Below are 26,525 nucleotides of genomic sequence, written 5' to 3' on the forward strand. Positions count from 1 at the left end.
ATTAACTAAAACTATCGAGGTTTATTATGGTTACATCTTATCAAAATTTTATTGGCATTGACATCGGAAAATTTAAAAATGTCGTTGCAATTCACAAACAGAAGAACGCTGTCAAATTTGACAATGATTCTGATGGTTGGCAACAATTATTTCAAAAGTTTTCAGATATTCTACCTAATTCTTTAGTAACTTTGGAAAACACAGGAAAATATGAGCTTGGTTTGTCACATTTTCTTATTGACAAGAATATTGCAGTACATCGAGCTAATACTCGTAAAGTAAAAAGCTTTATCTTGTCTCACGGAACTGTAGCAAAGTCTGATAAATCAGATGCGAGGGCTCTTGCTCAATATGGATTTGAACGCCATAGAACTCTCTCTCTATTTGTACCTACATCAAAAGAACAATCAACCCTGGTTGCACTTTGTCAACGTCGTGATGACATTACGCAAATGAGAGCTCAGGAAAAGTGTAGACTGGAAGCTCCTGAAAATGATCATATAAAGAAAAGTTGTCAGAAGACCATTGAATTTTTCGATAGTCAAATAAACGAACTCAATGATACTATACAAAAAATTATTGATGGAAGCCATGAACTACAACAACGTCAAAAAATCCTTAAAACAGTTTCTGGAATAGGTAAAAAGTTATCACAAGATTTTCTGTGTTTAATGCCAGAGCTTGGTTACTTAAGTAGAAAAGAAGTAGCAAGTCTTGCCGGAGTTGCACCTCATCCTAGGGAAAGTGGTAAAACTGTTGGTTACCGAAGGATTATAGGAGGTAGAAGTAATGTTCGTTCAAAGCTCTTTACATCTGCCATGTCTGCTGCAAGGTCCAAATCTGCACTTGGCACCTTTTATTCCAAGCTTGTTGAAAGTGGTAAGAAGAAGATGGTAGCTATAACAGCTCTAATGCGTAAAATTATAGTAATTGCTAATGCAAGGCTTAAAGAGGCAATTAATTTGAATGTTTAAAAATTTACATAGCAGTAATTGAAATGAATATTGTGCGTCCACACAAACTTAAAGTGCTTGTTCACATAGCTTAAACGGAAATTGTTGCAGTAGCTGTTTGATATAGAATTCTGTTCCTATGACAAACGGGTTTTTATTATCTATATGGTTGGGTAAAGTTGCAAAATTATACAAATGAAAAATTAAAAAAAAACATAGTTGATTCAAAGGACAGCGAAGCAAATAGCCTGGTTTATAAAACAGGTCATGCGTTGATAATGTACTTACAGGAAAAAGATCCTAGTTTATTAAGAGACTACCTAGATGCTTTACGTCAAGGTAACTCAGATGAGTCAAAAAGTTTCTTGAAAGACATAAAAGGACATGATGCTGACTTCAAAAGTTGGCTTGCTGAGAATGATACAGAAACTGCTATGGAAGAAATTAATGCCCTACAAGTTACAAAAGGAGATTTTATAGCAACTGGTCAAGAAATAGTGGGTGGAGAAATTAAAAACATATCCTACTATAAAGCAAATATAGAAAAAATAGATGGAGAAAACGTTGGAAGTTTTTCTCCTGTAGAACATGTTGCATTTCATGATGTTGCTCGCGCTGTTAATAGGGCAACAAATGATAACCTCGATATATCAAAGGAATATCATTTCTTAAAGGCAGTAAAAACTGCTGATGGGCAGGTTAAGCTGACTTACTCTGACCAACAAGGTAATGAATACCAAAACAGTTTAGAGTATAAAAATCAGGCTTTAAGGACATTGTCAAATTATGATGAGAATTTAAAAAAGACTTATGATGAGAGATTAGAAAATATGGATGAGCAGATTCGTAAGGAATCCGCTGAAGTAGGTGAAAAATACCATAAGCAAGAGATTTCTTATGAAAAACTTTTGGAACAATATAATTTCATTAATTCTTCCTCTCGATATGAAGAATTGAAAAGTTCCTTGCTCGATGAGATGATAAGCACTGGTTCAAAACAGTTAAAGTCAACTCAGAACATCGACGTAGAAAAGATGTTAGAAGAGATGATCAATATCGATTCAAACTTAATCAGAGGTACTCACATTAATCTACAAGAAGGTAAGATTTTTTCTATGCAAGCTCATGGTCAAGGAGATATGGGTGCACTGTCTATATATGACGGAAATACAAAGCTTGGAGAATTATTGAGCGAATCAGGATTTTTTAAGCAAGTTGAAGGCCAAACTAAAGAAACTTTTGTTTTTGAGGACATATTGCACAACTTAAATGTTCAATATGATGGTGGTGCTTATATGGCGGTTACAAAAGAAAATGGTCATTATAAAGCTTCTCTGATAGATGGCAGAACAGTTGAACGCGATGAATACTTTGATGAAGCACATTTACATGAAAATGAATTGTTGCATCCTAGCACTGGACACATCCAAAAAGATTTAGATTCTCTGCTCCTTAGAGGTACCAAAATTTTGAATCATCAGGATTCAAAGCATGCACAATATTCTGATGAGCAAAAGGCAAATGGAGTAATCGTGGAAAAAGGAAAACTACTGGATAATAAGGGAACCGACAGGACAGACGACGATGTATACGAAGCGGTTGTAAAGCAAGGAGACGAGCGCTTACATGAATTCAAAAATATGGGCTTTTATATTACCGAAGAGGTGAAAAATGAAAGAGGTGAAATTACAAATGGAAGTAACTTGTTCATTCATGATCACGGAAAAAATGTGCGCTATGAGTTACCTGAAAAAGTTACTCATCTAAAGTTAGTGCAAAAGGATGGACAATATAAGTTAGCACCATCTGATTCTGAAGGGAGAGAGTATAATGGCATACCAGATGAATATAGATATATAGATCCAATATTTGCACATGAATATGAGAAGAGAGATTATTCCCATAAACATGTAAATGTGGGCCTTATAAACTTAGAGAAATATGGCTCTGGCAAACTTTTTGCTATAAAGTACGATCCAAATGATTACCAAATACAAAGAAACTCTAGCGGTGAAATAGTTAGAATAAAAGATCAAGCATATTTCACTAAAGTAAAACTATTTGATGGTGATACTGATGAAGAAATTGGAATGTTATCTAATAATTTCCATAACTTCAAAGGGAAAATATTCTTTTCTGCTGACTACAACTACAGTTATAACGATTTCCTCGCATCTGTTTCTCCTCAAGTTGAAATTGAGGACATGGGGAATGGAAGTAAAAAAATAACTTTCGATCAAGGTGATGGCGATATCGGTGATACTAATAGAGGCTACACGGACTATCAGAGAATATTCACACAAGAGAAGCAAACCGAAAGTCCAGCACAACAAACAAGTGTAGGTAAAGTTGATGCAGAAGTTGATACTTCACATAGAACTACTAATGTTATTGCACAAGCCTCTGAAGAACAAGCTGTTATCAGAGAAGATGAAATGCAGTCTGATCAGTCAATTTCATCACAAAGTTTAACAAGAACGAAAAGAGCATCTTTAGTGGAGGAGAAAGAGCAGGTAGTGTTGAAAGACACAATCTTGAAAATAGAAAAGAGCTATGATCGAGATGTAGAAGGAAAGCACAAGGCAAATGTAATCATAGATTATAATGATGTGAAAGCCTTGTATAATAGAGCAGAAGGAGCGGAAAAGCAATCTGTGTTAAAGTTTTGGCACAAATTGGCTGAATCAGGATATAGGGTTGGTGCTTTGCCAGAAGACAAATACTATTTTGAAAAAGGCAAATTCGTAATCCACGATAGTGGCGCAAAGAAACTTATAGTGTTACCTGAGGATAAGGTATCCATCAAAATAATGAAGGATGGCAATCATTATGATCTAGCTATATCTAATAATGATAATGGTAAAGTGATAAGTAGCATTACCAAAATAGACAACTTAAACTATGAGTTGCTGTCAGATTCAAGTTATTTCAACTTAGAAACGCAAGATAGCACTATATTTTCAGGTCAACATAACGAATATAATCTTTATCTAGAGAATGGCTTTGCGAAAATGTTCGATTGCGCAAGCGATCATGTTTATCACGATCATAACTCAGCCTACATCTAATACATACAGGGAGGGCACTGCCCTCTTCTTGTCATCCCAGTCTGGGATGGCTTTGTTGCATCGCTAGCTATAATGGATTAAAGATAAAAAAGATGGAGAATATCAGTAGCTTATTATTCTGGTATTTATAACAAGAACGGTCAGTGAATACCTAAATTTGAGTAAAAGAAATTTCACTACCACTCACTAATCCGGCTAAAATTCAAGAATTTCAATGCTTTAGCTATTTTCAATAGAATTAAGTTTATTAATATAAATAATAAATTACTATTCTTAAATTTGATCAGATTGATTGCAAAAAAACAAGATTTTCAATAGGTTGCTTATAATCCTAGCTATAGTTAGCCTTTCATAAGTAGCGATGCAACAAAGCCCACTGGGATCTAGCCTTTATTATTTGGTTGAAATTAAGTCTTCTGGATCCCAGTGGGCTTTGTTGCATCGCTAGCTATGATGGATTAAAGATAAAAAAGATGGAGAATATCAGTAGCTTATTATTCTGGTATTTATAACAAGAACGGTCAGTGAATACCTAAATTTGAGTAAAAGAAATTTCACTACCACTCACTAATCCGGCTAAAATTCAAGAATTTCAATGCTTTAGCTATTTTCAATAGAATTAAGTTTATTAATATAAATAATAAATTACTATTCTTAAATTTGATCAGGTTGATTGCAAAAAAACAAGATTTTCAATAGGTTGCTTATAATCCTAGCTATAGTTAGCCTTTCATAAGTAGCGATGCAACAAAGCCATCCCAGTGTCACGCACTGGGATGACAAAAAAAGGAGCACTGGTTCACCTTATGACGGTGTCATCCTAATACCTTCCCCTGTCATCCAAGTAGCTAACACTGGGATCTCATTTTACTTTATGATGATGTCATGAAAGTAGCCTTCTTCTTGTATCTTGTCAGATGTTTTTCTCTCATTTATAAGCAAAAAAGGAAAGCGTGAAACTAGAAAAAGAAGCTTTAAGAACGATGGTTTCAAAGTCTACTGAATTTTCTACACAAACATAATGTAGAAAAAGTAAAAACCTGCATGGAATCTACTGGTTGTTATAGCGAAGCACTGGCTGAATTTCTACACAATGCTGGACATTTTGTAAGTGTTGTAAATCCTTATTGCATAAAATCTTATGCAAGGAGTAAGCTGATACGACAAAAGAATGATCAGACCGATGCAGAAGTTATTGCTGATTATTGCCAAAGACAGGAACCTTCTAGTTGGACACCACCTTCTCCTGAAATGAAAAAATTAAAACATCTTTATCGTTGCTCAGTTGCGTTAAAAGATGAGTTAACATTAGTAAATAACCACTTAGAAAAAAAAGAGAGACTGCCTAAAGAAGTTGCAAATGCTTGGGAAGACCTTGCAATGAATATAGCTCAAAAAATAGAAACAATAAAAAACTCCGTACGTGAACTATTAAATCAACACAAAGAATTGTTGGAAAATTTTCAACTTCTATTGACTATTCCAGGCATAGGAGAAGAATCAGCAATAGCTATTTTAGCTGAAGTTTCTGATATAGAGGTTTTTAGAGATGCCAGGCAATTGGCAGCATATACAGGAGTTATACCACGAAATATGACGTCAGGTTCCTCTGTATATGCCAAACCCAGATTAAGTAAATCCGGTTCACAAACATTACGTAAGGCACTTTTCTTTCCTGCCATAGTAGCTAAGAATCACAATCCTATCATTATGAGCTTTTGCCAAAGATTAAAGGAAAAGGGTAAGCATAATATGGCCATCGTTGGTGCTGCAATGCGTAAGCTACTCCATATCATTTTCGGTATTCTGACATCCAAAAGTGCTTTTGATCCTAACCATATCAAAAACTACAGGGCTAGGAGGTTGACTGAAGGTTTAGTACTTTAAAATCAAAAATGCTTCCTATCTATCTTATGTAAAGTGGTATCTTACACAAATTTATTGAATGTTGTTGGTTAGTGGATATGTTGATAAGTAAACTTCATCTGTTTTGTGCGTATAAAACTAATTTACTTATCAACATATCCACTAACTATAATCTGTGTACTGTTACACAATTGGAAGTATTTTTTGATTTTATGATGCAACTTGGGAAATTTTTATAATTTTTTTGTTGACTAACAAGACGGTATCTCCTGTCATCCCAGTGCCCAGACACTGGGATCCATTTTGCATGTAATTCCGCTATAGTATTATGTTTTAGTGTAAAGTTTGGTATTTATCCATTAAGTTCGTTTGCGAGCAAAGTTCGCTAGATTCCAGTGTCAAGCACTGGGATGACAAAAAAAGGAGCACTGGGATGACAGCAGTCCTACGTCATACCGCGATTCATTCCTACGTCATACCGCGATTCATTCGCGGTATCTCTTAACATAGATCCCGCTAACAAGCAGCGGGATTACCCCGCCAACAATGTTGCAAAAAACGTAAAATTAGAGAAAAGCATTTCTCGAAAACTTCTATGTCCAAAAACAAGAGTGCCATTTATTTATAGTGCCAACAATCAATTAACCATCAGTTTCAATGAATGATATGAACATATTATTTCAAGGAAAGTTCATGGGAAATAAGAGATTAGCTATACGGATTAGCTGTAGCTATGAAACTAACCGGTTGGCAGAAAAGTATTTGTTAGATGCTTATGAAAAAGCCGTGTCAAAGCAAGTAAGCCAAAAAAATTTAAAACATAAAAATGGGATGGCTTTGTTGCATCGCTAGCTATGATGGATTAAAGATAAAAAAGATGGAGAATATCAGTAGCTTATTATTCTGGTATTTATAACAAGAACGGTCAGTGAATACCTAAATTTGAGTAAAAGAAATTTCACTACCACTCACTAATCCGGCTAAAATTCAAGAATTTCAATGCTTTAGCTATTTTCAATAGAATTAAGTTTATTAATATAAATAATAAATTACTATTCTTAAATTTGATCAGATTGATTGCAAAAAAACAAGATTTTCAATAGGTTGCTTATAATCCTAGCTATAGTTAGCCTTTCATAAGTAGCGATGCAACAAAGCCAAATGGGATTCAAGGAGGATCAAATGGTAACAGTGAGTTTATATGCAAGAGTTTCTTCGGGGAAACAAGCACAAGAAAATACAATAGCAAGTCAAGTTGCAGCTTTAGAGAAGCAAATTAGTACGGATGGATACAAATTATTAAGTGAGTATAAATTTATTGATAATGGCTACAGTGGATCTAATCTAGTCCGTCCTGATCTAGAAAAGTTACGTGATAAAGTAACAGAAGGTAAAATTGATAGAATTTACATTCATTCACCTGATCGCTTATCTAGAAAATATGCATATCAAATGGTATTACTTGAAGAATTTGAGAAAGCAGGAGCAGAAACGGTTTTCTTAAATTATGAGATTAACGATAATCCAGAATCTCAATTGCTGTTACAAATGCAAGGTATGATAGCAGAATATGAACGAGCGAAAATTATGGAACGAAGTCGTCGCGGAAAGATTTATGCAGCTAATAAAGGTTGTGTAAGCGTAATGGGAGGAGCTCCTTATGGTTATCGTTATATAGATAAATATATGGGAGGAGGACAAGCTTTATTTGAAATAAACGAAGAAGAAGCTAATGTTGTTAGGAAAGTATTTTTGTGGATAGGAAGAGAAAGGACAAGTATTGGGGAAGTGTGTCGTCGGCTAAACACTATGTCTATTATAACACGAACAGGAAAAAAGTACTGGGATAGAAGTGTGATTTGGGGTATGTTAAAAAATCCTGCTTACAAAGGACAAGCGGCTTTTGGTAAAACAAAAGTAGGTATAAAGTTACAACATATCAGACCACAGAAACATTCTTGTGAACAACCGAAAGATAATTACTCTACCTATTCTGTTGAAAAAGCAAATTGGATTTATGTTAAAGTGCCAAATATAGTGGACGAAGATGTATTTGATATAGTTCAAGAACAATTAGCTGAGAATAGAAAAATAGCAAGGACAAGAGAAAGAGGAGCAAAATATTTACTACAAGGTTTAATCGTATGTAAGCGTTGTCGTTATGCATATTACGGAAGTCCTGTAAGAAATAAGCGAGGAGAAAAAATTGATCATTATGCTTATTATCGTTGTATTGGTAGAGATTCTTACCGTTTTGGTGGTAATAAAATTTGTGATAATAAACACATTCGTACAGATGCATTAGAAACAGCCGTTTGGGAAGAGGTTAAGCATTTATTGAAAAATCCAAATAGGGTTTTAGAAGAATACAGGCGTAGACTTTCAGAGCTTAAAAAATCATCATGGGATCAAAAAAGCGATTTACTAGAGAAACAAGAAAATAAATTAAAACGTGGTATTGCTAGACTTATTGATAGTTATGCTCAAGAATATATTAATCAAGAAGAATTTGAACCACGAATTAAAGCAATGAAACAAAGTTTAAAAACAATTGAAGAGGAGAAGAAAAGGATATTCGATCAAAAGAAATTAAAACAGGAATTAACTTTGGTTGTAACCAATTTAGAAGACTTTTCTTCCAATATTACATCAAACCTTGATAACGCAGACTGGCTAACTAAACGTGATATTATTAGAACGTTAGTCAAGAGAATTGAAATTAACCTTGAGGACGTAAATGTGGTATTTCGTGTAAAAGAGCTACCAAACTCTCCTGGAAATAATCGAGAAGAAAAGAAAAATTTGCAACATTGTTGGCGGGGTAATGACACCCTTTCTAGTAGAGGTTGCTCTCAAATCACAACGTGCATACAACTGCAGCGGCATGATGTTTTATTTATTATAGCTATAACACTAAAGTTTACAGTTGAAACAAACCACTTGGCCACGTGGAACTGACTTCAGCTTGTCCGTTGAAACTTGATTTGAGCAGAGTATGCATTTTATTGTGTTGCTTGGAGTAAGTGAGTTATCAACAGCAATTCTATCATCAAAAACAAAACACTCACCTTTCCAATTACCATTTTTATTATAAGTTTTTTCAAGGTAAGAAAGAATGCCGCCTTTCAGGTGGTATACATTGTTAAATCCAAGATTTTTCATGTACGCTGTTGATTTTTCGCATCTAATCCCACCAGTGCAGTACATAGCTACTTTCAGGTCTTTACTCTCAGAGAAAGACTTTGCCCACTCAGGAAAATCGCGAAAACGCTGAGTATGTGGATTGATTGCATTTTTAAACTTGCCTAATTTCACTTCATACTCATTTCGTGTATCTATTACTAAAACGTCAGGTTGAGAAGTAAAATCATCCCAATGCTCTGGATCAACATATTTACCCTTAAGGGAAATATCAAGATTGCCTACACCAAGATTCACAATCTCTCTTTTTAATTTTACCTTCATCTTGCTAAATGGTTGATATTCTGCTGCACTCTCTTTCCATGTAAGGTCCCTTAGCCTATAATCAGAACGTAGAAAATCGAATATTTTATCAATCGCGTTTCTTTCACCAGATACGGTTGCATTAATACCCTCTTCTGCAAGGAGTATAGTACCCTTTAATTCAATGTCGTCGCATGCAGTTTTTATTTCGTCTTTCATGTCATAATAATTAGAGAGTTCTACAAAGTGATAGAAAGTTGCAATGACGAAGCTCATGATTATTCACTTATCAACTAAAAACATGATATACAAAATTATAAAGATATTCAATAGTACGGCTGTTATAGCTAAAGTGGCTTGGGTTTACCTACAATTTGAAAAACAACAAATTCGTCATTCCGCTACTCGTTAGCGGAATCTATGCTGAGATACCGCGAATGAATCGCGGTATGACGTAGGGAAACCTTTCTTGGGTTAGCTATAATTACTGGATATCTTCAGTTTTTACATATAACATTTTAATATCAAATATAGATCCAAATTAATGTTTTTGAGAGTATTTAAAAATATATTCTTATTTTTAGTAAGTATATTATTCGTCTGTCCTATACTATCGTTAATATCGATTCTATTTACAGAATCAGCAAATTCTGGATGGGTAATCAGCACACTTTTCCCTGAATATATACTGAGTACGCTAATTTTGATGATAGGAGTGGGGGGGATATCCTTCATATTTGGAGTGATTCCAGCATGGCTCACCACATTTTTTTCATTTCCTGGAAGTAAAATTTTTGAGATTGCTTTGTTCTTTCCGATATCGATTCCTGGATATATAGTAGCGTTCGTCTATGTAAATACACTAGAATTTTCAGGTCCGGTGCAGAGCTCATTAAGAGACATTTTAGAGTGGAGCAAAGGTGACTATTGGTTTCCTGAAATAAAATCCCTAGGTGGTGGAATATTAGTAATGGGATTTAGTTTATATCCATACGTTTATATGCTAGTCCGCTCAAGTCTAAAGAATGTTAGTAACTCAGTCACTATTGCGTCAACACTTGGGTTCTCCTCATTACAGAGCCTGTTTTCTGTCATCATACCTTCCATACGTCCATCAATTATAGCTGGGTTGTCCTTGGTACTAATGGAGGTAATTACGGATTTCGGCACACCACAGTTTCTTGCTATCGATACTTTTACGACAGGAATATATCGCACCTGGTTTTTACTGCATGATAAATATTCAACTACTGTTTTAGCAGTTGCAGAATTGATTTTCGTTGCAACACTAATAGCTATCGAAAAGAAACTACAAAAAAAAGGAATATCTTACTCTTCAATCAACGCTAATGCAGATTATCACAACAAACGGAGTGTAAGTGGCACTATACCATTGATCTTTGCTTATCTTATGTGTGTATTGCCGATATTAATAGGTTTTATTTTGCCAATGATTCCGCTCATATATTGGAGCATAGAGAAGGGGTTTTTCATATACGAAGCAAGGTTCTATAATATAATAGCAAATAGCGTTAGTTTATCATTTATCACCGCATTAATCTCAATTAGCATTGCAATAATGATTGGATATACGGCGCGTAAAAGTAAGGTAATCAATAATGTAGCACGTCTCATTTCTTTAGGCTACGCAATTCCAAATGCAATTATCGCAATTAGCATAATAATATTTTTAAGCAGAATATCTTCTTTCATTACTCAATATATTGTGGAAATTAGCTTGGTAGGAACTATTGGCGCATTAGTTTACTCATATTTATTTCGTTTTTTTGCTATATCTTTCAAGGCGGTAGAATCAGGGCTCAAAAAAACACCAAATGAAATTGAGTGGACTGCATATACCATGGGTCATGGGCCTATTTCCACATGTTTGAATGTTCATATCCCTCTCATCAAGAAGAGTATATTATCGGGATTTTTGCTCGTATTTATGGATACTATCAAGGAGCTCACAGCAACACTCATTATAAGACCATTTAGTTTTGAAACTATATCAACTAGAATATATGAACTTGTAAGCGATGAGCGCTATAGAGAAGCTGCCCCATTTTCGTTGATAATAGTTATAATAGGCTTAATCTCTACAATAACCTTATTTACACTTGATGATAAGGATAAAAAATAAACGTAACCGTTCACAGATTTCCACTTAATTCTTCAATCTCACTAATAGAAAGGCCAGTAAACTTGACAATAGTGTTGACATCAACATTATTAGCCAGCATTGCTTTTGCGACTTCAATTTTCCCTTCAATTTTCCCTTCAATTTTTCCTTTCTCTATACCTTTTTGTATACCTTTCTCTTCAGCAAGATCAAGTCTGTATTCAAGAATGGCTTCTTCTTTCCGTAGATCCATTATTCTTTCTTCGTAAGCTACTAAATCTTTTTCGTTCCAACGAAACTTGTCTAATTCATCATATGCTAGCTTTATTATTGGCGCTTTTTCTGCTATCTCTTTTAAGTCCTCTTCTGTTGTTTCTTCTGCGTATTGTTGTCTAAGTGAAGAAGGTCGCCCTTCCTCACTCGACTGCAAAACCGTACGTGAGACTTTGCGCCTCATACGGCTTCTCTCTAATTTGGTGCTTTTCATGCACACCTCCTGTGTAATTCATCGTGACAATGTCCATGTAACAAAGATAAGTTTGTGATCATATTGTTTCGTCTATTCCGGTCTTTGTGATGTATTTCTATTGTATCATCACTTTTAAACCATAGTCTACAATTATCGCATTTACTTTGTTGCAACCTCAATAATTTTATTACTCCTAGTGGCTTATCTGGTATTTTTCTCAGACGTTTACCCCAATATACCCAATCACCATCATATGGGGATCTGGTTTTTTGCACTTTGATATGTCGTTTAATAACATGATCGCTGTGTATAGTAAGACGTACCTTGTTACTTGTCATAAAGCGCCAGTTTTCGTTATTATACTTCTTAAAGTACTTTCTTTTTATCCAGCATCTCCCTTTGTTTGGGTGCCTAAAAACTGCCCACTTCCAGAGTTTTCTATGCATAATATTATCCAATGAGCTAAAGATTTTACATGAAACTACCGAGGAGTAATATTGACTCCATCCTCTGTTTATTGGATTGAGATCCTTTATCACCCGTTCTTGTGGTGCTCCACGCATTTCTCTGAGTTTATGTTTAATAGCTAGTGTATGCTGTTTTATAGAATTACGACTTGGTTTGATTAATAACTTGTAACCTTTCTTACTTTCTTTTATTGGATATTGTCTTATTGAAAATCCAAGAAAATCAAATCCTGGTTTTGTTTCGTCAATGGTTCTTAATGTATGAGAAACTCTTGTTTTAGAGGGCTTTAATTTTAGTCCAATGGTTTCTAACCATTCTTCAACTAAAATTTTTGCTTTAAGAATAATCTCTTCGTTTTCATGTATGATGACAAAATCATCACAGTAGAAAATTACACTAATAGACTTTTGCGCGTTTCTATGCGATATCCTACCATATTTTCTTTTCATGCATTGAAAGAGTTCGTTTGTTAATGCTTTTTTGACATGTTGCTCTAATCCGTGTAATGCAACACAAGCTAGCAACGGTGAGATTACCCCGCCAACAATGTTGCAAAAAACGTAAAATTAGAGAAAAGCATTTCTCGAAAACTTCTATGTCCAAAAACAAGAGTGCCATTTATTTATAGTGCCAACAATCAATTAACCATCAGTTTCAATGAATGATATGAACATATTATTTCAAGGAAAGTTCATGGGAAATAAGAGATTAGCTATACGGATTAGCTGTAGCTATGAAACTAACCGGTTGGCAGAAAAGTATTTGTTAGATGCTTATGAAAAAGCCGTGTCAAAGCAAGTAAGCCAAAAAAATTTAAAACATAAAAATGGGATTCAAGGAGGATCAAATGGTAACAGTGAGTTTATATGCAAGAGTTTCTTCGGGGAAACAAGCACAAGAAAATACAATAGCAAGTCAAGTTGCAGCTTTAGAGAAGCAAATTAGTACGGATGGATACAAATTATTAAGTGAGTATAAATTTATTGATAATGGCTACAGTGGATCTAATCTAGTCCGTCCTGATCTAGAAAAGTTACGTGATAAAGTAACAGAAGGTAAAATTGATAGAATTTACATTCATTCACCTGATCGCTTATCTAGAAAATATGCATATCAAATGGTATTACTTGAAGAATTTGAGAAAGCAGGAGCAGAAACGGTTTTCTTAAATTATGAGATTAACGATAATCCAGAATCTCAATTGCTGTTACAAATGCAAGGTATGATAGCAGAATATGAACGAGCGAAAATTATGGAACGAAGTCGTCGCGGAAAGATTTATGCAGCTAATAAAGGTTGTGTAAGCGTAATGGGAGGAGCTCCTTATGGTTATCGTTATATAGATAAATATATGGGAGGAGGACAAGCTTTATTTGAAATAAACGAAGAAGAAGCTAATGTTGTTAGGAAAGTATTTTTGTGGATAGGAAGAGAAAGGACAAGTATTGGGGAAGTGTGTCGTCGGCTAAACACTATGTCTATTATAACACGAACAGGAAAAAAGTACTGGGATAGAAGTGTGATTTGGGGTATGTTAAAAAATCCTGCTTACAAAGGACAAGCGGCTTTTGGTAAAACAAAAGTAGGTATAAAGTTACAACATATCAGACCACAGAAACATTCTTGTGAACAACCGAAAGATAATTACTCTACCTATTCTGTTGAAAAAGCAAATTGGATTTATGTTAAAGTGCCAAATATAGTGGACGAAGATGTATTTGATATAGTTCAAGAACAATTAGCTGAGAATAGAAAAATAGCAAGGACAAGAGAAAGAGGAGCAAAATATTTACTACAAGGTTTAATCGTATGTAAGCGTTGTCGTTATGCATATTACGGAAGTCCTGTAAGAAATAAGCGAGGAGAAAAAATTGATCATTATGCTTATTATCGTTGTATTGGTAGAGATTCTTACCGTTTTGGTGGTAATAAAATTTGTGATAATAAACACATTCGTACAGATGCATTAGAAACAGCCGTTTGGGAAGAGGTTAAGCATTTATTGAAAAATCCAAATAGGGTTTTAGAAGAATACAGGCGTAGACTTTCAGAGCTTAAAAAATCATCATGGGATCAAAAAAGCGATTTACTAGAGAAACAAGAAAATAAATTAAAACGTGGTATTGCTAGACTTATTGATAGTTATGCTCAAGAATATATTAATCAAGAAGAATTTGAACCACGAATTAAAGCAATGAAACAAAGTTTAAAAACAATTGAAGAGGAGAAGAAAAGGATATTCGATCAAAAGAAATTAAAACAGGAATTAACTTTGGTTGTAACCAATTTAGAAGACTTTTCTTCCAATATTACATCAAACCTTGATAACGCAGACTGGCTAACTAAACGTGATATTATTAGAACGTTAGTCAAGAGAATTGAAATTAACCTTGAGGACGTAAATGTGGTATTTCGTGTAAAAGAGCTACCAAACTCTCCTGGAAATAATCGAGAAGAAAAGAAAAATTTGCAACATTGTTGGCGGGGTAATCGTCCCTCCTTGAATTGTACCACGTTTTGTGGATTGAAGCTTTCCATCTTCCATAACACCAGCTCCTAACCATCCTTTTATGATTTTCTTTAATGTTGGTGTGGTATTGAGCTTTTCAAGCAATTTATTATGGTTAATATTGTCAAAGCATCCAGAAATATCAGCATCTAATACATATGCTGTTTTCTGTTTTAGCACATCAAATATGGCTTCAATTGCATCATGACATGATCTACCAGGTCTAAAACCATAAGTGTTTGGCTCAAGTTTTGCCTCCCATTCTGGTTCTAAAGCCATTTTTACAAGTGTTTGTTTTGCTCGACACGATATAGTGGGTATACCAAGTGGGCGATGCTCCGATGGCTTACCAGATTTTGGAATCCAGACACGTCTTGATGGCTTTGCTTTTTCTTTTATATCTAAAAAATATGATAGTTGTAATCTTTCTTTTTGATTAAGGTTAGCTTTTCCATCAATACCTGCAGTCTTCTTCCCCCTATTGTCCTGTGTTACTTTCTTAACAGCGAGTGTTTTTGCACTTGTTGATTTGAGTAATAATCTCTGAAGATTATGCATCTTTTTGATATCATTACATTTAGAAGCTTGGTAAATTCGTTTTTGTAGCTTAAATGAAGATTTCTTTAGCTTGCGCCAAGGAATTCCATTCCATTCATACCTAACTTTTTGCTGGTCCATAACATATTCACTACTATTCACCACTTTACCTTCCAAATTAAAGTGTTTACGTCTGCATATCCCAGATATTACTTTGGGCATTAGCTTCTTAAACAATCCTTCCACATAGTAGCTTGTGGCTGGCTACTTACTTATATTTTAATGAATATAAGAGCTTCTATGTGGTTACTCTGTTCCATGGCTTCGTTTCACGTTAAACTTAGATTCCTACTATTTGCCGGAAGCTTGGAACATCAATAACTAAAGTCTTCAATCTTTAGTTCCCTTTTTGCTTCGTACCATTTTGGTCTATGCGTAGTTCAATCTCTTTTCGCATATTATGCTTTGACGACAATTCAAACATAGGTTTCTCTCGTAATCATATCTAACTCTGTTTGCAGGGATTCACCACGAGATTTAGTGTTACCTGCTTTTATCTCATGCTTGCATCCCAGAGGTTGCCACTCTTTGAAATGTGAGATATACATTATCCCTGATGTCTGGGAAGATGGAATTTAACCACCACAAAACCATGACCTTCCAGGTCGCACTAAAGAAAAATAGCCAACGATCTACTATGCTTTCTAGCTGTTCTACTTTGCTTTTTGTAAATTTAGGTAACTCAATAAAGACAAATTGAAAATCTTTTAAGTAATGGCCGTTGGTTTTTATATCACGTATATTATGAGTAGAGATATAACCAACTTCTTCAGGAAGTAAGTTACAATTGGAAATAGCAATAAAGAAGACTTTCTTTAAATCAATGTAGTTGCCAGATTTATCTAATTGTCTTGAGTAAGCCTTAGCAGCATATAGTTGAGCGCGTTTCTCAAAACCTTTATCACGAGCCAGTTGCATCTCAATCACAAACCTATTACCAATAGAATCCTTGCAGAGAACATCAACAATACTTTGTTTATCAGAGGCAATTTCGGGATCCATGATAGTACTTAAGAATTCTACTTCTTGTATTGCACTTGCCTCAGCAAATCCTAAAATATCGTTCAAAAAGTGAATAAGGATATTCTTATTTTTTTCCGTTCCAAAGATTTTTTTGAAACACAAATCATTGCGAGGATCGAGAAATTTTGAAAGAGCCATAATGCTTGGAAAATATTAATAATTATACACTATTATTAACAATTATTCAACTATATTTTTGAAGATAGCTAGTTTCTGTATTTACTTTAAATTGAAGAAAGCTCAAATGAAAGATCGTGTTTTTCACAGAATGCAGTCTGGTTACTATATAATTTTTTGATTTTCACTTTTTTTTTAACCTTGCAATGATATTTTCTTTGCCGATAAAAATTAATAATTTAGCGAGCTCTGGTCCTGTTTCTGTTCCTGTTAAAGCTGAACGCAACTGCATAAATAAGTCTTTTGCCTTTATATCCACTGTCTGTCGAATAGCTTTTACCCACTCTGATAATGTGTTTTCGTTACAATCGCCTTGAGGCAATGCATTGAACGCAATTTTTATAAGCTCCTTATCAAGAATCACAGGCTCTATATCAGATTTGCATATTTTCCACCACTTGGCCACCTCAGAAAACCTTTCTATATTGTTCCTTATAAAATACCAAAACTCTGAGGAGTCCACTCCAATTTGATTTAAACGGTCTTGCACCATTTCAAATGGCATTTGTTGCAGCACTTTGCTATTTAGCTTGTATACTTCACTCAAGCTGAATTGTACAGATGCTGAGCTAAATTTTTTAATGTCAAATGAGTCAATCAAAGATTGCATACAGGCGCAAGCTTCAATTGGATTGGATGTTCCGAGCTTCACTAAATAACTAACTAGCGCCATTGGTTCAGTCTCATCTTCTCTTATGGACTTGATATCCAGCCCGCCTTTCCGTTTCGATATCTTGCTATCATCAAAATGTAGTAGAGAAAGGTGAGTAAATATAGGGATTTTCGCTTTTAATGCTTTAATCATTTGGATCTGAACTGCGGTATTAGTTACATGATCTTCCCCACGTACAACATGGGTTACATTAAAGTCAACGTCATCAATAACAGAAGGTAGCATGTATGTATAAATTCCATCTTCTCTTTTTACCACAGGATCGCTGATGTGACTTGTTGCAATATTTATTTCACCTTTAACTTCATCATTCCATTTAACAACTTCATTTCTATCCAATTTAAACCTGAAATGTGGTCTTCGTCCTTCTTGCTCATAATGGATTTTCTCTTGCTCAGTTAGAAGCAATGCACTTCTGTCATAAACAGGAGGAAGTCCTTGTTTTAATTGCAACTTTCGTTTAATTTCTAACTCTTCTCTTGTTTCATAGCATGCATAAATATGCCCTTCTTTTATTAACTGCAAGAACACCTTGTTATAGCGCTCAAAGCGCTCTGATTGCTTAAAACTTGCATCCCAATCGATACCAATCCATTTTAGGTCTTCTATGATATTATTTATATATTTGACATCTGAACGCTGAAGGTCAGTATCATCAAAACGGAGTAGAAATTTTCCATTTTGATTACGTGTGTACATCCAACAAACCAAAGCAGTCCGTACGTTTCCTACGTGGAGATAGCCAGTTGGGCTTGGAGCGAATCTTGTTAGCATTTAAATAGCAATATTGTAAAATAATAACTTATTTACTCTAATTTATTTTAATTTTATATAAATATACGGCTAAAGCAAGTGAGATCTGCTAATACAATTGAGCAAGAGAAGAATAAGTATGGCTATAGCATTGTGGCACCTTTGATATTTGATGGATTAAGACCATATGATAAATTCAAGAAAATTCACAACTTGACGACAAAGGCTAATGTAGCATTATATTGATATCATGACTAACTTAGAAAAGATGAGAGAAAAACTGCAAGATCAAATAAATTATCATAATGTTTTGTATCACCAAAAAAATAAGCCAGAAATAAGTGATGCTGAATATGATGAACTGAAGAAAAAGTTAGCTGAAATAGAGGCACAATTTCCAGAAATTTATGCAACACAAGATAGTGTTGGTGCTCCACCTGATGAGAGGTTTTCTAAGGTGGAACATCAAGAACCTATGCTTTCTCTTGAGAATGCTTATGATGAACAAGGTGTAGAGAAATTTTTGTCTAAAATAAAGAGATTTTTAATTGAAGACAAAATAGAGATATTATGTGAGCCCAAAATTGATGGGTTGTCGTTTTCTGCAATTTATGAGGATGGAAGATTTGTTAAAGCTGCAACTCGAGGTGACGGTTTTGTAGGGGAAGATGTCACTCACAATGTTGCAACAATAAAAGGCTTTCCTAAGTTTTTGCAAGGTGTGCAAGGTAGACTAGAAGTAAGAGGTGAAATATACATCAGTAACAGCGACTTTTTAAAGTTAAATGAAAACGATGAATTTGCCAATCCTCGAAATGCAGCTGCTGGTTCTCTAAAGCAATTGGATGCAAACATTACAGCAAGTAGACCACTTAGATATTTTGCTTATTCTTTGATTGGTGGAGCAGAGAAAAGTCAAAGTGAAATACTAAATAAGCTTGAGGCACTTGGTTTTTGCGTAAATGAGCATCAGTCCTTAACGAGTAGTTTGGATGGAATGCTGAAGTTCTATAACGAGGTCTATAATTGTCGCTATAACTTGGATTATGATATTGATGGAATAGTCTATAAAGTAAATGATTTGGTACTACAAAATCGTCTAGGGAATACTCACAAAGCACCGCGCTCAGCACTTGCATACAAGTTTTCTGCGGTTTATGCAAAAACAAAGTTAAATAAGATATTTATACAGGTGGGCAGAACAGGGGTTTTAACTCCAGTTGCAGATTTAGTGCCAGTCAATATTGGTGGGGTGCTAGTTAGTAGAGCAAGTCTGCATAACCAAGATGAGATAAAACGTAAAGACATAAGAGAGGGAGATATTGTAACAATCAAAAGGGCAGGAGATGTAATTCCCCAGATCATTGAAGTGAACAGAGATTCTCGTCTTCCAAATGCACCTGAATTTGTGTTTCCTGAAGTATGCCCTGAATGTGGTAGTAAAGTACGTCAGGTTGAGGGAGAGGCGGCAGTAAGATGTCCTGAGGAATTTGCCTGTAAAGCTCAAATAATAGAAAAACTAAAGCATTTTGTATCGAAAGATGCATTTGACATTGTTGGCCTTGGTGATAAGCAGATAGAGTTTTTTTACGACCTTGATCTGATAAAACAAATCCATGATATTTTTACTTTAGAAGAAAAATTGGATGAATTTAATCTGGAAGGACAGTCTGGCTGGGGCGAGAAATCTATAGCTAATTTGTTAAATTCTATACAAAGCAGAAGGGTAATAACTCTAGATAGGTTTATATTTTCTTTAGGTATTAGATTTATTGGCCAAGTTGCAGCAGAATTGCTTGCAGATTATTATGTTTCTTATGATAATTGGTATAATTCGATGATTGAACTGTCATCAGATAATACTGAGCTAGTCGGTATAGACGGCATAGGAAAAAAAGGGGCTGAATCTTTGGAATCATTTTTTTCTAAGGAACATAACATCAAAATGTTAAATGATCTTACTGCTTGTCTTCAAATTCTTCCTGTGAGCTCCAACTCTAGTGACTCTGTTTTAAATAATAAAATTATAGTGTTTACTGGTAAGCTACTTGCTATGAGTAGAGGAGAGGCAAAAGTAAGAGCCAAAACTCTAGGAGCAAAGGTCAGCTCACATCTTTCTGCTAAAACTGACTACCTAATTGCAGGAGAAAAACCAGGATCCAAATATAAAAAGGCAGTGGAATTAGGTGTAGAAATTTTAGATGAAGACCAGTGGCATAAAGTGATAAGTTCGGGAGTGTTCAAATGACACTTGGATTGTATATTAAATCAAAGTTGCAAGACTATAATGAGCAAGCTGTTAATTGGATTGATTGGATTACCACAAAAAAACTCCTTTCTTTCTCTCCATTTTTTCTGGGTAAGGTCATGGTGCTGGTACAGGTCCTATAGCTGACCCAAGCAACACGTCATACCGCGATTTATTCGCAGTATCTCAGCATAGATTCCGCTAACAAGTAGCGGAATGACGAATTTTTGTTTTTCAAATTATCGGTAAACCTAAGTCACTTTAGCTATAGCTATCTTCAAAAATATGGTTGAATAATTGTTAATAATAGTGTATAATTATTAATATTTTCAAGCATTTTTGCCATGGCTCTTTCAAAATTTCTCGATCCTCGCAATGATTTGTGTTTCAAAAAAATCTTTGGAACGGAAAAAAATAAGAATATCCTGATCCACTTTTTGAACGATATTTTAGGGTTTACTGAGATAAATGCAATACAAGAAGTTGAGTTTCTTAGCACTATTATGGATCCCGAAGTTGCCTCTGATAAACAAAGTATTGTTGATGTTCTCTGCAAGGATTCTCATGGAAATAGATATATAGCAGAAATGCAGCTCGCTAGAGACAAGGGCTTCGAAAAACGCGCTCAATTATATGCCGCTAAAGCCTACTCAAGACAATTAGATAAATCTGGCAACTACATTGATTTAAAGAAAGTCTTCTTTATTGCTATATCAAATTGTAACTTACTTCCTGAAGAAGTTGATTATATTTCTACTCATAATATACGTGATATAAAAACTAACGGCCATTACTTAAAAGATTTTCAATTTATCTTTATAGAATTGCCCAAATTTTCAAAAAGTAAAGTAGAGCAGTTAGAAAGTATAGTAGAAAGGTGGTGTTTCTTTTTTAGTGCGACCTGGAAGGTCATGGTTTTGTGGTGGTTAAATTCCATCTTCCCAGACATCAGGGATAATGTATATCTCACATTTCAAAGAGTGGCAACCTCTGGGATGCAAGCATGAGATAAAAGCAGGTAACACTAAATCTCGTGGTGAATCCCTGCAAACAGAGTTAGATATGATTACGAGAGAAACCTATGTTTGAATTGTCGTCAAAGCATAATATGCGAAAAGAGATTGAACTACGCATAGACCAAAATGGTACGAAGCAAAAAGGGAACTAAAGATTGAAGACTTTAGTTATTGATGTTCCAAGCTTCCGGCAAATAGTAGGAATCTAAGTTTAACGTGAAACGAAGCCATGGAACAGAGTAACCACATAGAAGCTCTTATATTCATTAAAATATAAGTAAGTAGCCAGCCACAAGCTACTATGTGGAAGGATTGTTTAAGAAGCTAATGCCCAAAGTAATATCTGGGATATGCAGACGTAAACACTTTAATTTGGAAGGTAAAGTGGTGAATAGTAGTGAATATGTTATGGACCAGCAAAAAGTTAGATATGAATGGAATGGAATTCCTTGGCGCAAGCTAAAGAAATCTTCATTTAAGCTACAAAAACGAATTTACCAAGCTTCTAAATGTAATGATATCAAAAAGATGCATAATCTTCAGAGATTATTACTCAAATCAACAAGTGCAAAAACACTCGCTGTTAAGAAAGTAACACAGGACAATAGGGGGAAGAAGACTGCAGGTATTGATGGAAAAGCTAACCTTAATCAAAAAGAAAGATTACAACTATCATATTTTTTAGATATAAAAGAAAAAGCAAAGCCATCAAGACGTGTCTGGATTCCAAAATCTGGTAAGCCATCGGAGCATCGCCCACTTGGTATACCCACTATATCGTGTCGAGCAAAACAAACACTTGTAAAAATGGCTTTAGAACCAGAATGGGAGGCAAAACTTGAGCCAAACACTTATGGTTTTAGACCTGGTAGATCATGTCATGATGCAATTGAAGCCATATTTGATGTGCTAAAACAGAAAACAGCATATGTATTAGATGCTGATATTTCTGGATGCTTTGACAATATTAACCATAATAAATTGCTTGAAAAGCTCAATACCACACCAACATTAAAGAAAATCATAAAAGGATGGTTAGGAGCTGGTGTTATGGAAGATGGAAAGCTTCAATCCACAAAACGTGGTACAATTCAAGGAGGGACGATTACCCCGCCAACAATGTTGCAAAAAACGTAAAATTAGAGAAAAGCATTTCTCGAAAACTTCTATGTCCAAAAACAAGAGTGCCATTTATTTATAGTGCCAACAATCAATTAACCATCAGTTTCAATGAATGATATGAACATATTATTTCAAGGAAAGTTCATGGGAAATAAGAGATTAGCTATACGGATTAGCTGTAGCTATGAAACTAACCGGTTGGCAGAAAAGTATTTGTTAGATGCTTATGAAAAAGCCGTGTCAAAGCAAGTAAGCCAAAAAAATTTAAAACATAAAAATGGGATTCAAGGAGGATCAAATGGTAACAGTGAGTTTATATGCAAGAGTTTCTTCGGGGAAACAAGCACAAGAAAATACAATAGCAAGTCAAGTTGCAGCTTTAGAGAAGCAAATTAGTACGGATGGATACAAATTATTAAGTGAGTATAAATTTATTGATAATGGCTACAGTGGATCTAATCTAGTCCGTCCTGATCTAGAAAAGTTACGTGATAAAGTAACAGAAGGTAAAATTGATAGAATTTACATTCATTCACCTGATCGCTTATCTAGAAAATATGCATATCAAATGGTATTACTTGAAGAATTTGAGAAAGCAGGAGCAGAAACGGTTTTCTTAAATTATGAGATTAACGATAATCCAGAATCTCAATTGCTGTTACAAATGCAAGGTATGATAGCAGAATATGAACGAGCGAAAATTATGGAACGAAGTCGTCGCGGAAAGATTTATGCAGCTAATAAAGGTTGTGTAAGCGTAATGGGAGGAGCTCCTTATGGTTATCGTTATATAGATAAATATATGGGAGGAGGACAAGCTTTATTTGAAATAAACGAAGAAGAAGCTAATGTTGTTAGGAAAGTATTTTTGTGGATAGGAAGAGAAAGGACAAGTATTGGGGAAGTGTGTCGTCGGCTAAACACTATGTCTATTATAACACGAACAGGAAAAAAGTACTGGGATAGAAGTGTGATTTGGGGTATGTTAAAAAATCCTGCTTACAAAGGACAAGCGGCTTTTGGTAAAACAAAAGTAGGTATAAAGTTACAACATATCAGACCACAGAAACATTCTTGTGAACAACCGAAAGATAATTACTCTACCTATTCTGTTGAAAAAGCAAATTGGATTTATGTTAAAGTGCCAAATATAGTGGACGAAGATGTATTTGATATAGTTCAAGAACAATTAGCTGAGAATAGAAAAATAGCAAGGACAAGAGAAAGAGGAGCAAAATATTTACTACAAGGTTTAATCGTATGTAAGCGTTGTCGTTATGCATATTACGGAAGTCCTGTAAGAAATAAGCGAGGAGAAAAAATTGATCATTATGCTTATTATCGTTGTATTGGTAGAGATTCTTACCGTTTTGGTGGTAATAAAATTTGTGATAATAAACACATTCGTACAGATGCATTAGAAACAGCCGTTTGGGAAGAGGTTAAGCATTTATTGAAAAATCCAAATAGGGTTTTAGAAGAATACAGGCGTAGACTTTCAGAGCTTAAAAAATCATCATGGGATCAAAAAAGCGATTTACTAGAGAAACAAGAAAATAAATTAAAACGTGGTATTGCTAGACTTATTGATAGTTATGCTCAAGAATATATTAATCAAGAAGAATTTGAACCACGAATTAAAGCAATGAAACAAAGTTTAAAAACAATTGAAGAGGAGAAGAAAAGGATATTCGATCAAAAGAAATTAAAACAGGAATTAACTTTGGTTGTAACCAATTTAGAAGACTTTTCTTCCAATATTACATCAAACCTTGATAACGCAGACTGGCTAACTAAACGTGATATTATTAGAACGTTAGTCAAGAGAATTGAAATTAACCTTGAGGACGTAAATGTGGTATTTCGTGTAAAAGAGCTACCAAACTCTCCTGGAAATAATCGAGAAGAAAAGAAAAATTTGCAACATTGTTGGCGGGGTAATGACACCTCTCTTGGGCTCTTTTAGCTACAAACATTAAGAAATTTACCAAATAAAAAAAAGGCAAAAGAAGCCCCGTGGTGCGAGTTTTGACTCTATATTACTGTAAGTGGCGCTGTAATAATGTGCTGACGCTTAGTTTAAGCGCGGTTTGGCTGAATGTAGAAAAAATAAAAAAGACATGCAGCCGCTATAATTTTATGTAATCCGCCAAAAAATACCCTAAGTTTTTTACTGAATTTTGTCATTGAGCCTGCAGGTCAAAAACAAGTTTTGAGTCATAAATACCCTTATTGTCATAATAAGGGGGTTGGCGAAGTTTGTCAAGGAAGTTTTGCATTTAATCCGTTTATGGCTTAGGTGCCGGCCAGCTATTTGACTCCCGGCTGGGTCGAATTTGTATAGCTACATTGTCGGTAAATCTAAATTGCTTTAATAATTTTGATTGAAAAATAGTTTTTCTATTATATAAATGCTACTTTAGGGTAATCAAAATGGAAGACGATAAATATAGCCTAGGTTTAAGAGTTATCCATTGGTTGATGGCTGTTTTTATTATTGGTATGCTTTGCTCTGGACTTTATATGAAAAGCTTACCACTTAGCAATGAGATTAAGTTCAACATATACGCTATTCATAAGGCTTGCGGTATCACTATTCTTGGACTAATCATAGTACGCATATTTTTTCGCGTCTTTACTTATGTTCCACGACTTCCAGCAAATTTTTCTCGGTTTGTAATCAATGCAAGTAAAACAGTACACTTTGGTTTATATTCTTTAATGGTGCTAATGCCACTATCTGGCTATGTTATGTCTTCTGCTTCTGGCAAAAAGATCAAGTATTTTTTTCATATCCCTTTGTTGATTAATCAAAACAAAGATCTAGCTAACACGGCTAATCAGCTACATTCGATGCTTGCATGTTTTATGGTACTCTTTATAATCTTGCATATACTTGGCGCTTTGAAACACACATTTATAGATAAGCAAAACATTTTTAAACGTATGATATAGGTTATATGTTAAGTAGCCTCTGGAAAAAAGGAACAGATTTTCTTGGTAGTGAGTTTGCGATAATGGGTGGTGCTATGAGCTGGGTTTCAGAGAGAAACTTGGTTTCGGCAATCTCAAACGCTGGTGGTTTTGGTGTAATTGCATGTGGTGCAATGTTTCCAGACCTATTGAAAAAAGAAATCATAGAGACACAGAAATTAACTAACAAATCATTTGGTGTAAACCTAATTACTATGCACCCAAAGTTGAGTGAGTTGATAGATGTGTGTATTGAAACGAAAGTAAGCCACATAGTTCTTGCCGGTGGACTGCCAACGAAGCCTAATATAGAAAAAATTAAGAGTGCAGGCATTAAAGTTATGTGCTTTGCACCAGCATTAAGCCTTGCGAAAAGGTTAGTAAAAATGGGAGTAGATGCGTTAATAATAGAAGGAATGGAAGCAGGCGGGCACATAGGGCCAGTTAGCACTTCTGTTCTCGCACAAGAGATATTGCCTCATTTTAAAAATGAACAAATACCAGTGTTTGTTGCAGGTGGAATAGGAAGAGGTGAAATGATAGTTAATTACTTAGAAATGGGGGCAAGTGGCTGTCAAATAGGTACATTATTTGTCTGCACTAATGAGTCAATTGCCCACAAAAATTTTAAGAAAGTGTTTATTAAATCAGCCGCACGTAATGCAATACCTTCTGTACAGATAAGTGCTGATTTTCCTGTAATTCCAGTAAGAGCTATAGCCAACAAAGCAAGTGATGATTTTATGAAGCATCAAAAAAAAGTTATTGATGAATACCAAAAGGGACAGATCTCAAAAGAAGATGGGCAGCTTGAAATAGAAAAGTTCTGGGCTGGAGCTTTAAGAAGAGCAGTAATTGATGGAGATGTTGAAACGGGATCTTTAATGGCCGGTCAAAGTGTTGGCATGGTTGATAGGGAAAAGCCTGTAAAAGAAGTGATAGACATATTAATTCAACAGGCAGATAATTATATTGAAATGTAGAAGTAAATAGTTAACCATAATTATCCATAATATAGCATAATTGCCCAGTTTTAATGTAAAA

The 26,525-nt window shown here is 34.8% G+C and carries 15 protein-coding genes and 5 pseudogenes; 13 read left to right on the plus strand and 7 right to left on the minus strand.

What is annotated here, in order from left to right; translation table 11 throughout:
• Nucleotides 1-26 precede the first annotated feature (26 nt).
• Both OOK92_RS08185 and OOK92_RS08190 read left to right on the plus strand, forming a co-directional pair.
• Nucleotides 27-974, plus strand: a complete 948-nt coding sequence (locus OOK92_RS08185; RefSeq protein ID WP_264711509.1) for an IS110 family RNA-guided transposase — start codon at nt 27-29, stop codon at nt 972-974.
• Between the two features lie 158 nt (nt 975-1,132).
• A complete protein-coding gene (locus OOK92_RS08190) occupies nt 1,133-4,021 on the plus strand; it encodes a peptidase M2 (protein ID WP_264735820.1) in 2,889 nt (962 codons plus the stop codon).
• Nucleotides 4,022-4,675: 654 nt separating this feature from the next.
• Here the strand turns inward: OOK92_RS08190 and OOK92_RS08195 are convergent.
• Entirely contained in the window at nt 4,676-4,816 is a 141-nt protein-coding gene (locus OOK92_RS08195) for a hypothetical protein (RefSeq protein ID WP_264735821.1), read from the minus strand.
• 112 nt (nt 4,817-4,928) lie between these two features.
• Here OOK92_RS08195 and OOK92_RS08200 point away from each other — a divergent pair.
• Nucleotides 4,929-5,908, plus strand: a pseudogene (locus tag OOK92_RS08200) (IS110 family RNA-guided transposase).
• A gap of 1,125 nt (nt 5,909-7,033) precedes the next feature.
• Complete coding sequence (locus OOK92_RS08205; RefSeq protein WP_264735822.1) at nt 7,034-8,845, plus strand: recombinase family protein; 1,812 nt, start codon at nt 7,034-7,036, stop codon at nt 8,843-8,845.
• Here OOK92_RS08205 and trhO read toward each other — a convergent pair.
• Nucleotides 8,801-9,607 carry an oxygen-dependent tRNA uridine(34) hydroxylase TrhO gene (trhO, locus tag OOK92_RS08210; protein ID WP_264735823.1) on the minus strand — a complete coding sequence of 269 codons (807 nt, stop codon included), beginning with the start codon at nt 9,605-9,607 and terminating at the stop codon, nt 8,801-8,803. The two genes, OOK92_RS08205 and trhO, sit on opposite strands and share 45 nt — an antisense overlap.
• A 268-nt stretch (nt 9,608-9,875) precedes the next feature.
• Here trhO and OOK92_RS08215 point away from each other — a divergent pair, with 268 nt between their 5' ends.
• Complete coding sequence (locus OOK92_RS08215) at nt 9,876-11,474, plus strand: ABC transporter permease (protein ID WP_264687949.1); 1,599 nt, start codon at nt 9,876-9,878, stop codon at nt 11,472-11,474.
• A gap of 10 nt (nt 11,475-11,484) precedes the next feature.
• Here OOK92_RS08215 and OOK92_RS08220 read toward each other — a convergent pair.
• Both OOK92_RS08220 and OOK92_RS08225 read right to left on the minus strand, forming a co-directional pair.
• A pseudogene (locus tag OOK92_RS08220) lies at nt 11,485-11,841 on the minus strand (Rpn family recombination-promoting nuclease/putative transposase); the annotation flags it as partial.
• 95 nt (nt 11,842-11,936) lie between these two features.
• Complete coding sequence (locus tag OOK92_RS08225) at nt 11,937-12,914, minus strand: group II intron maturase-specific domain-containing protein (protein ID WP_264735523.1); 978 nt, start codon at nt 12,912-12,914, stop codon at nt 11,937-11,939.
• 302 nt (nt 12,915-13,216) lie between these two features.
• Between OOK92_RS08225 and OOK92_RS08230 the strand changes: the two genes are divergently transcribed.
• Nucleotides 13,217-14,950: a recombinase family protein gene (locus OOK92_RS08230; RefSeq protein WP_264735669.1), complete on the plus strand. Its 1,734-nt coding sequence runs from the start codon at nt 13,217-13,219 to the stop codon at nt 14,948-14,950.
• Here OOK92_RS08230 and OOK92_RS08235 read toward each other — a convergent pair.
• The 3 genes and pseudogenes from OOK92_RS08235 to gltX all read right to left on the minus strand — a co-directional run.
• Nucleotides 14,912-15,658 (minus strand): annotated as a pseudogene (locus OOK92_RS08235) (reverse transcriptase N-terminal domain-containing protein); the annotation flags it as partial. The gene OOK92_RS08230 and the pseudogene OOK92_RS08235 sit on opposite strands and share 39 nt — an antisense overlap.
• Before the next feature lie 450 nt (nt 15,659-16,108).
• Nucleotides 16,109-16,657, minus strand: a pseudogene (locus OOK92_RS08240) (Rpn family recombination-promoting nuclease/putative transposase); the annotation flags it as partial.
• 163 nt (nt 16,658-16,820) lie between these two features.
• The gene (gene gltX, locus OOK92_RS08245) at nt 16,821-18,143 is read right to left on the minus strand and encodes a glutamate--tRNA ligase (protein WP_264735824.1); all 1,323 of its coding nucleotides are present in this window, start codon (nt 18,141-18,143) and stop codon (nt 16,821-16,823) included.
• Between the two features lie 78 nt (nt 18,144-18,221).
• Here gltX and OOK92_RS08250 point away from each other — a divergent pair, with 78 nt between their 5' ends.
• The 7 genes and pseudogenes from OOK92_RS08250 (at nt 18,222) to OOK92_RS08280 (ending at nt 26,464) form a co-directional block, all read left to right on the plus strand.
• Nucleotides 18,222-18,368 (plus strand): hypothetical protein, encoded by a 147-nt coding sequence (locus tag OOK92_RS08250; protein WP_264329277.1) that lies wholly within the window; start codon nt 18,222-18,224, stop codon nt 18,366-18,368.
• 4 nt (nt 18,369-18,372) lie between these two features.
• A complete protein-coding gene (gene ligA, locus OOK92_RS08255; protein WP_264735825.1) occupies nt 18,373-20,370 on the plus strand; it encodes an NAD-dependent DNA ligase LigA in 1,998 nt (665 codons plus the stop codon).
• Between the two features lie 344 nt (nt 20,371-20,714).
• Nucleotides 20,715-21,263: pseudogene (locus OOK92_RS08260) on the plus strand (Rpn family recombination-promoting nuclease/putative transposase); the annotation flags it as partial.
• Between the two features lie 450 nt (nt 21,264-21,713).
• Entirely contained in the window at nt 21,714-22,523 is an 810-nt protein-coding gene (locus OOK92_RS08265; RefSeq protein ID WP_264735826.1) for a reverse transcriptase N-terminal domain-containing protein, read from the plus strand.
• A gap of 262 nt (nt 22,524-22,785) precedes the next feature.
• Entirely contained in the window at nt 22,786-24,474 is a 1,689-nt protein-coding gene (locus OOK92_RS08270; RefSeq protein WP_264735827.1) for a recombinase family protein, read from the plus strand.
• 467 nt (nt 24,475-24,941) lie between these two features.
• Nucleotides 24,942-25,463 carry a cytochrome b gene (locus OOK92_RS08275; RefSeq protein ID WP_253307207.1) on the plus strand — a complete coding sequence of 174 codons (522 nt, stop codon included), beginning with the start codon at nt 24,942-24,944 and terminating at the stop codon, nt 25,461-25,463.
• Nucleotides 25,464-25,468: 5 nt separating this feature from the next.
• Complete coding sequence (locus OOK92_RS08280) at nt 25,469-26,464, plus strand: NAD(P)H-dependent flavin oxidoreductase (protein WP_264735830.1); 996 nt, start codon at nt 25,469-25,471, stop codon at nt 26,462-26,464.
• The last annotated feature ends 61 nt before the right edge of the window (nt 26,465-26,525 follow it).

This window comes from Wolbachia endosymbiont (group A) of Rhinocyllus conicus (assembly GCF_947250775.1).
In the GTDB taxonomy this organism is placed as follows: Bacteria; Pseudomonadota; Alphaproteobacteria; order Rickettsiales; family Anaplasmataceae; genus Wolbachia.

Coding starts and splice junctions, on each gene's coding strand:
- OOK92_RS08185 (WP_264711509.1), top strand. CDS start 27: ATGGTTACATCTTATCAAAATTTTATTGGCATTGACATCGGAAAATTT.
- OOK92_RS08205 (WP_264735822.1), top strand. CDS start 7,034: ATGCAACAAAGCCAAATGGGATTCAAGGAGGATCAAATGGTAACAGTG.
- trhO (WP_264735823.1), bottom strand. CDS start 9,607: ATGAGCTTCGTCATTGCAACTTTCTATCACTTTGTAGAACTCTCTAAT.
- OOK92_RS08215 (WP_264687949.1), top strand. CDS start 9,876: ATGTTTTTGAGAGTATTTAAAAATATATTCTTATTTTTAGTAAGTATA.
- OOK92_RS08230 (WP_264735669.1), top strand. CDS start 13,217: ATGGGATTCAAGGAGGATCAAATGGTAACAGTGAGTTTATATGCAAGA.
- gltX (WP_264735824.1), bottom strand. CDS start 18,143: ATGCTAACAAGATTCGCTCCAAGCCCAACTGGCTATCTCCACGTAGGA.
- ligA (WP_264735825.1), top strand. CDS start 18,373: ATGACTAACTTAGAAAAGATGAGAGAAAAACTGCAAGATCAAATAAAT.
- OOK92_RS08265 (WP_264735826.1), top strand. CDS start 21,714: ATGCCCAAAGTAATATCTGGGATATGCAGACGTAAACACTTTAATTTG.
- OOK92_RS08270 (WP_264735827.1), top strand. CDS start 22,786: ATGGGATTCAAGGAGGATCAAATGGTAACAGTGAGTTTATATGCAAGA.
- OOK92_RS08275 (WP_253307207.1), top strand. CDS start 24,942: ATGGAAGACGATAAATATAGCCTAGGTTTAAGAGTTATCCATTGGTTG.
- OOK92_RS08280 (WP_264735830.1), top strand. CDS start 25,469: ATGTTAAGTAGCCTCTGGAAAAAAGGAACAGATTTTCTTGGTAGTGAG.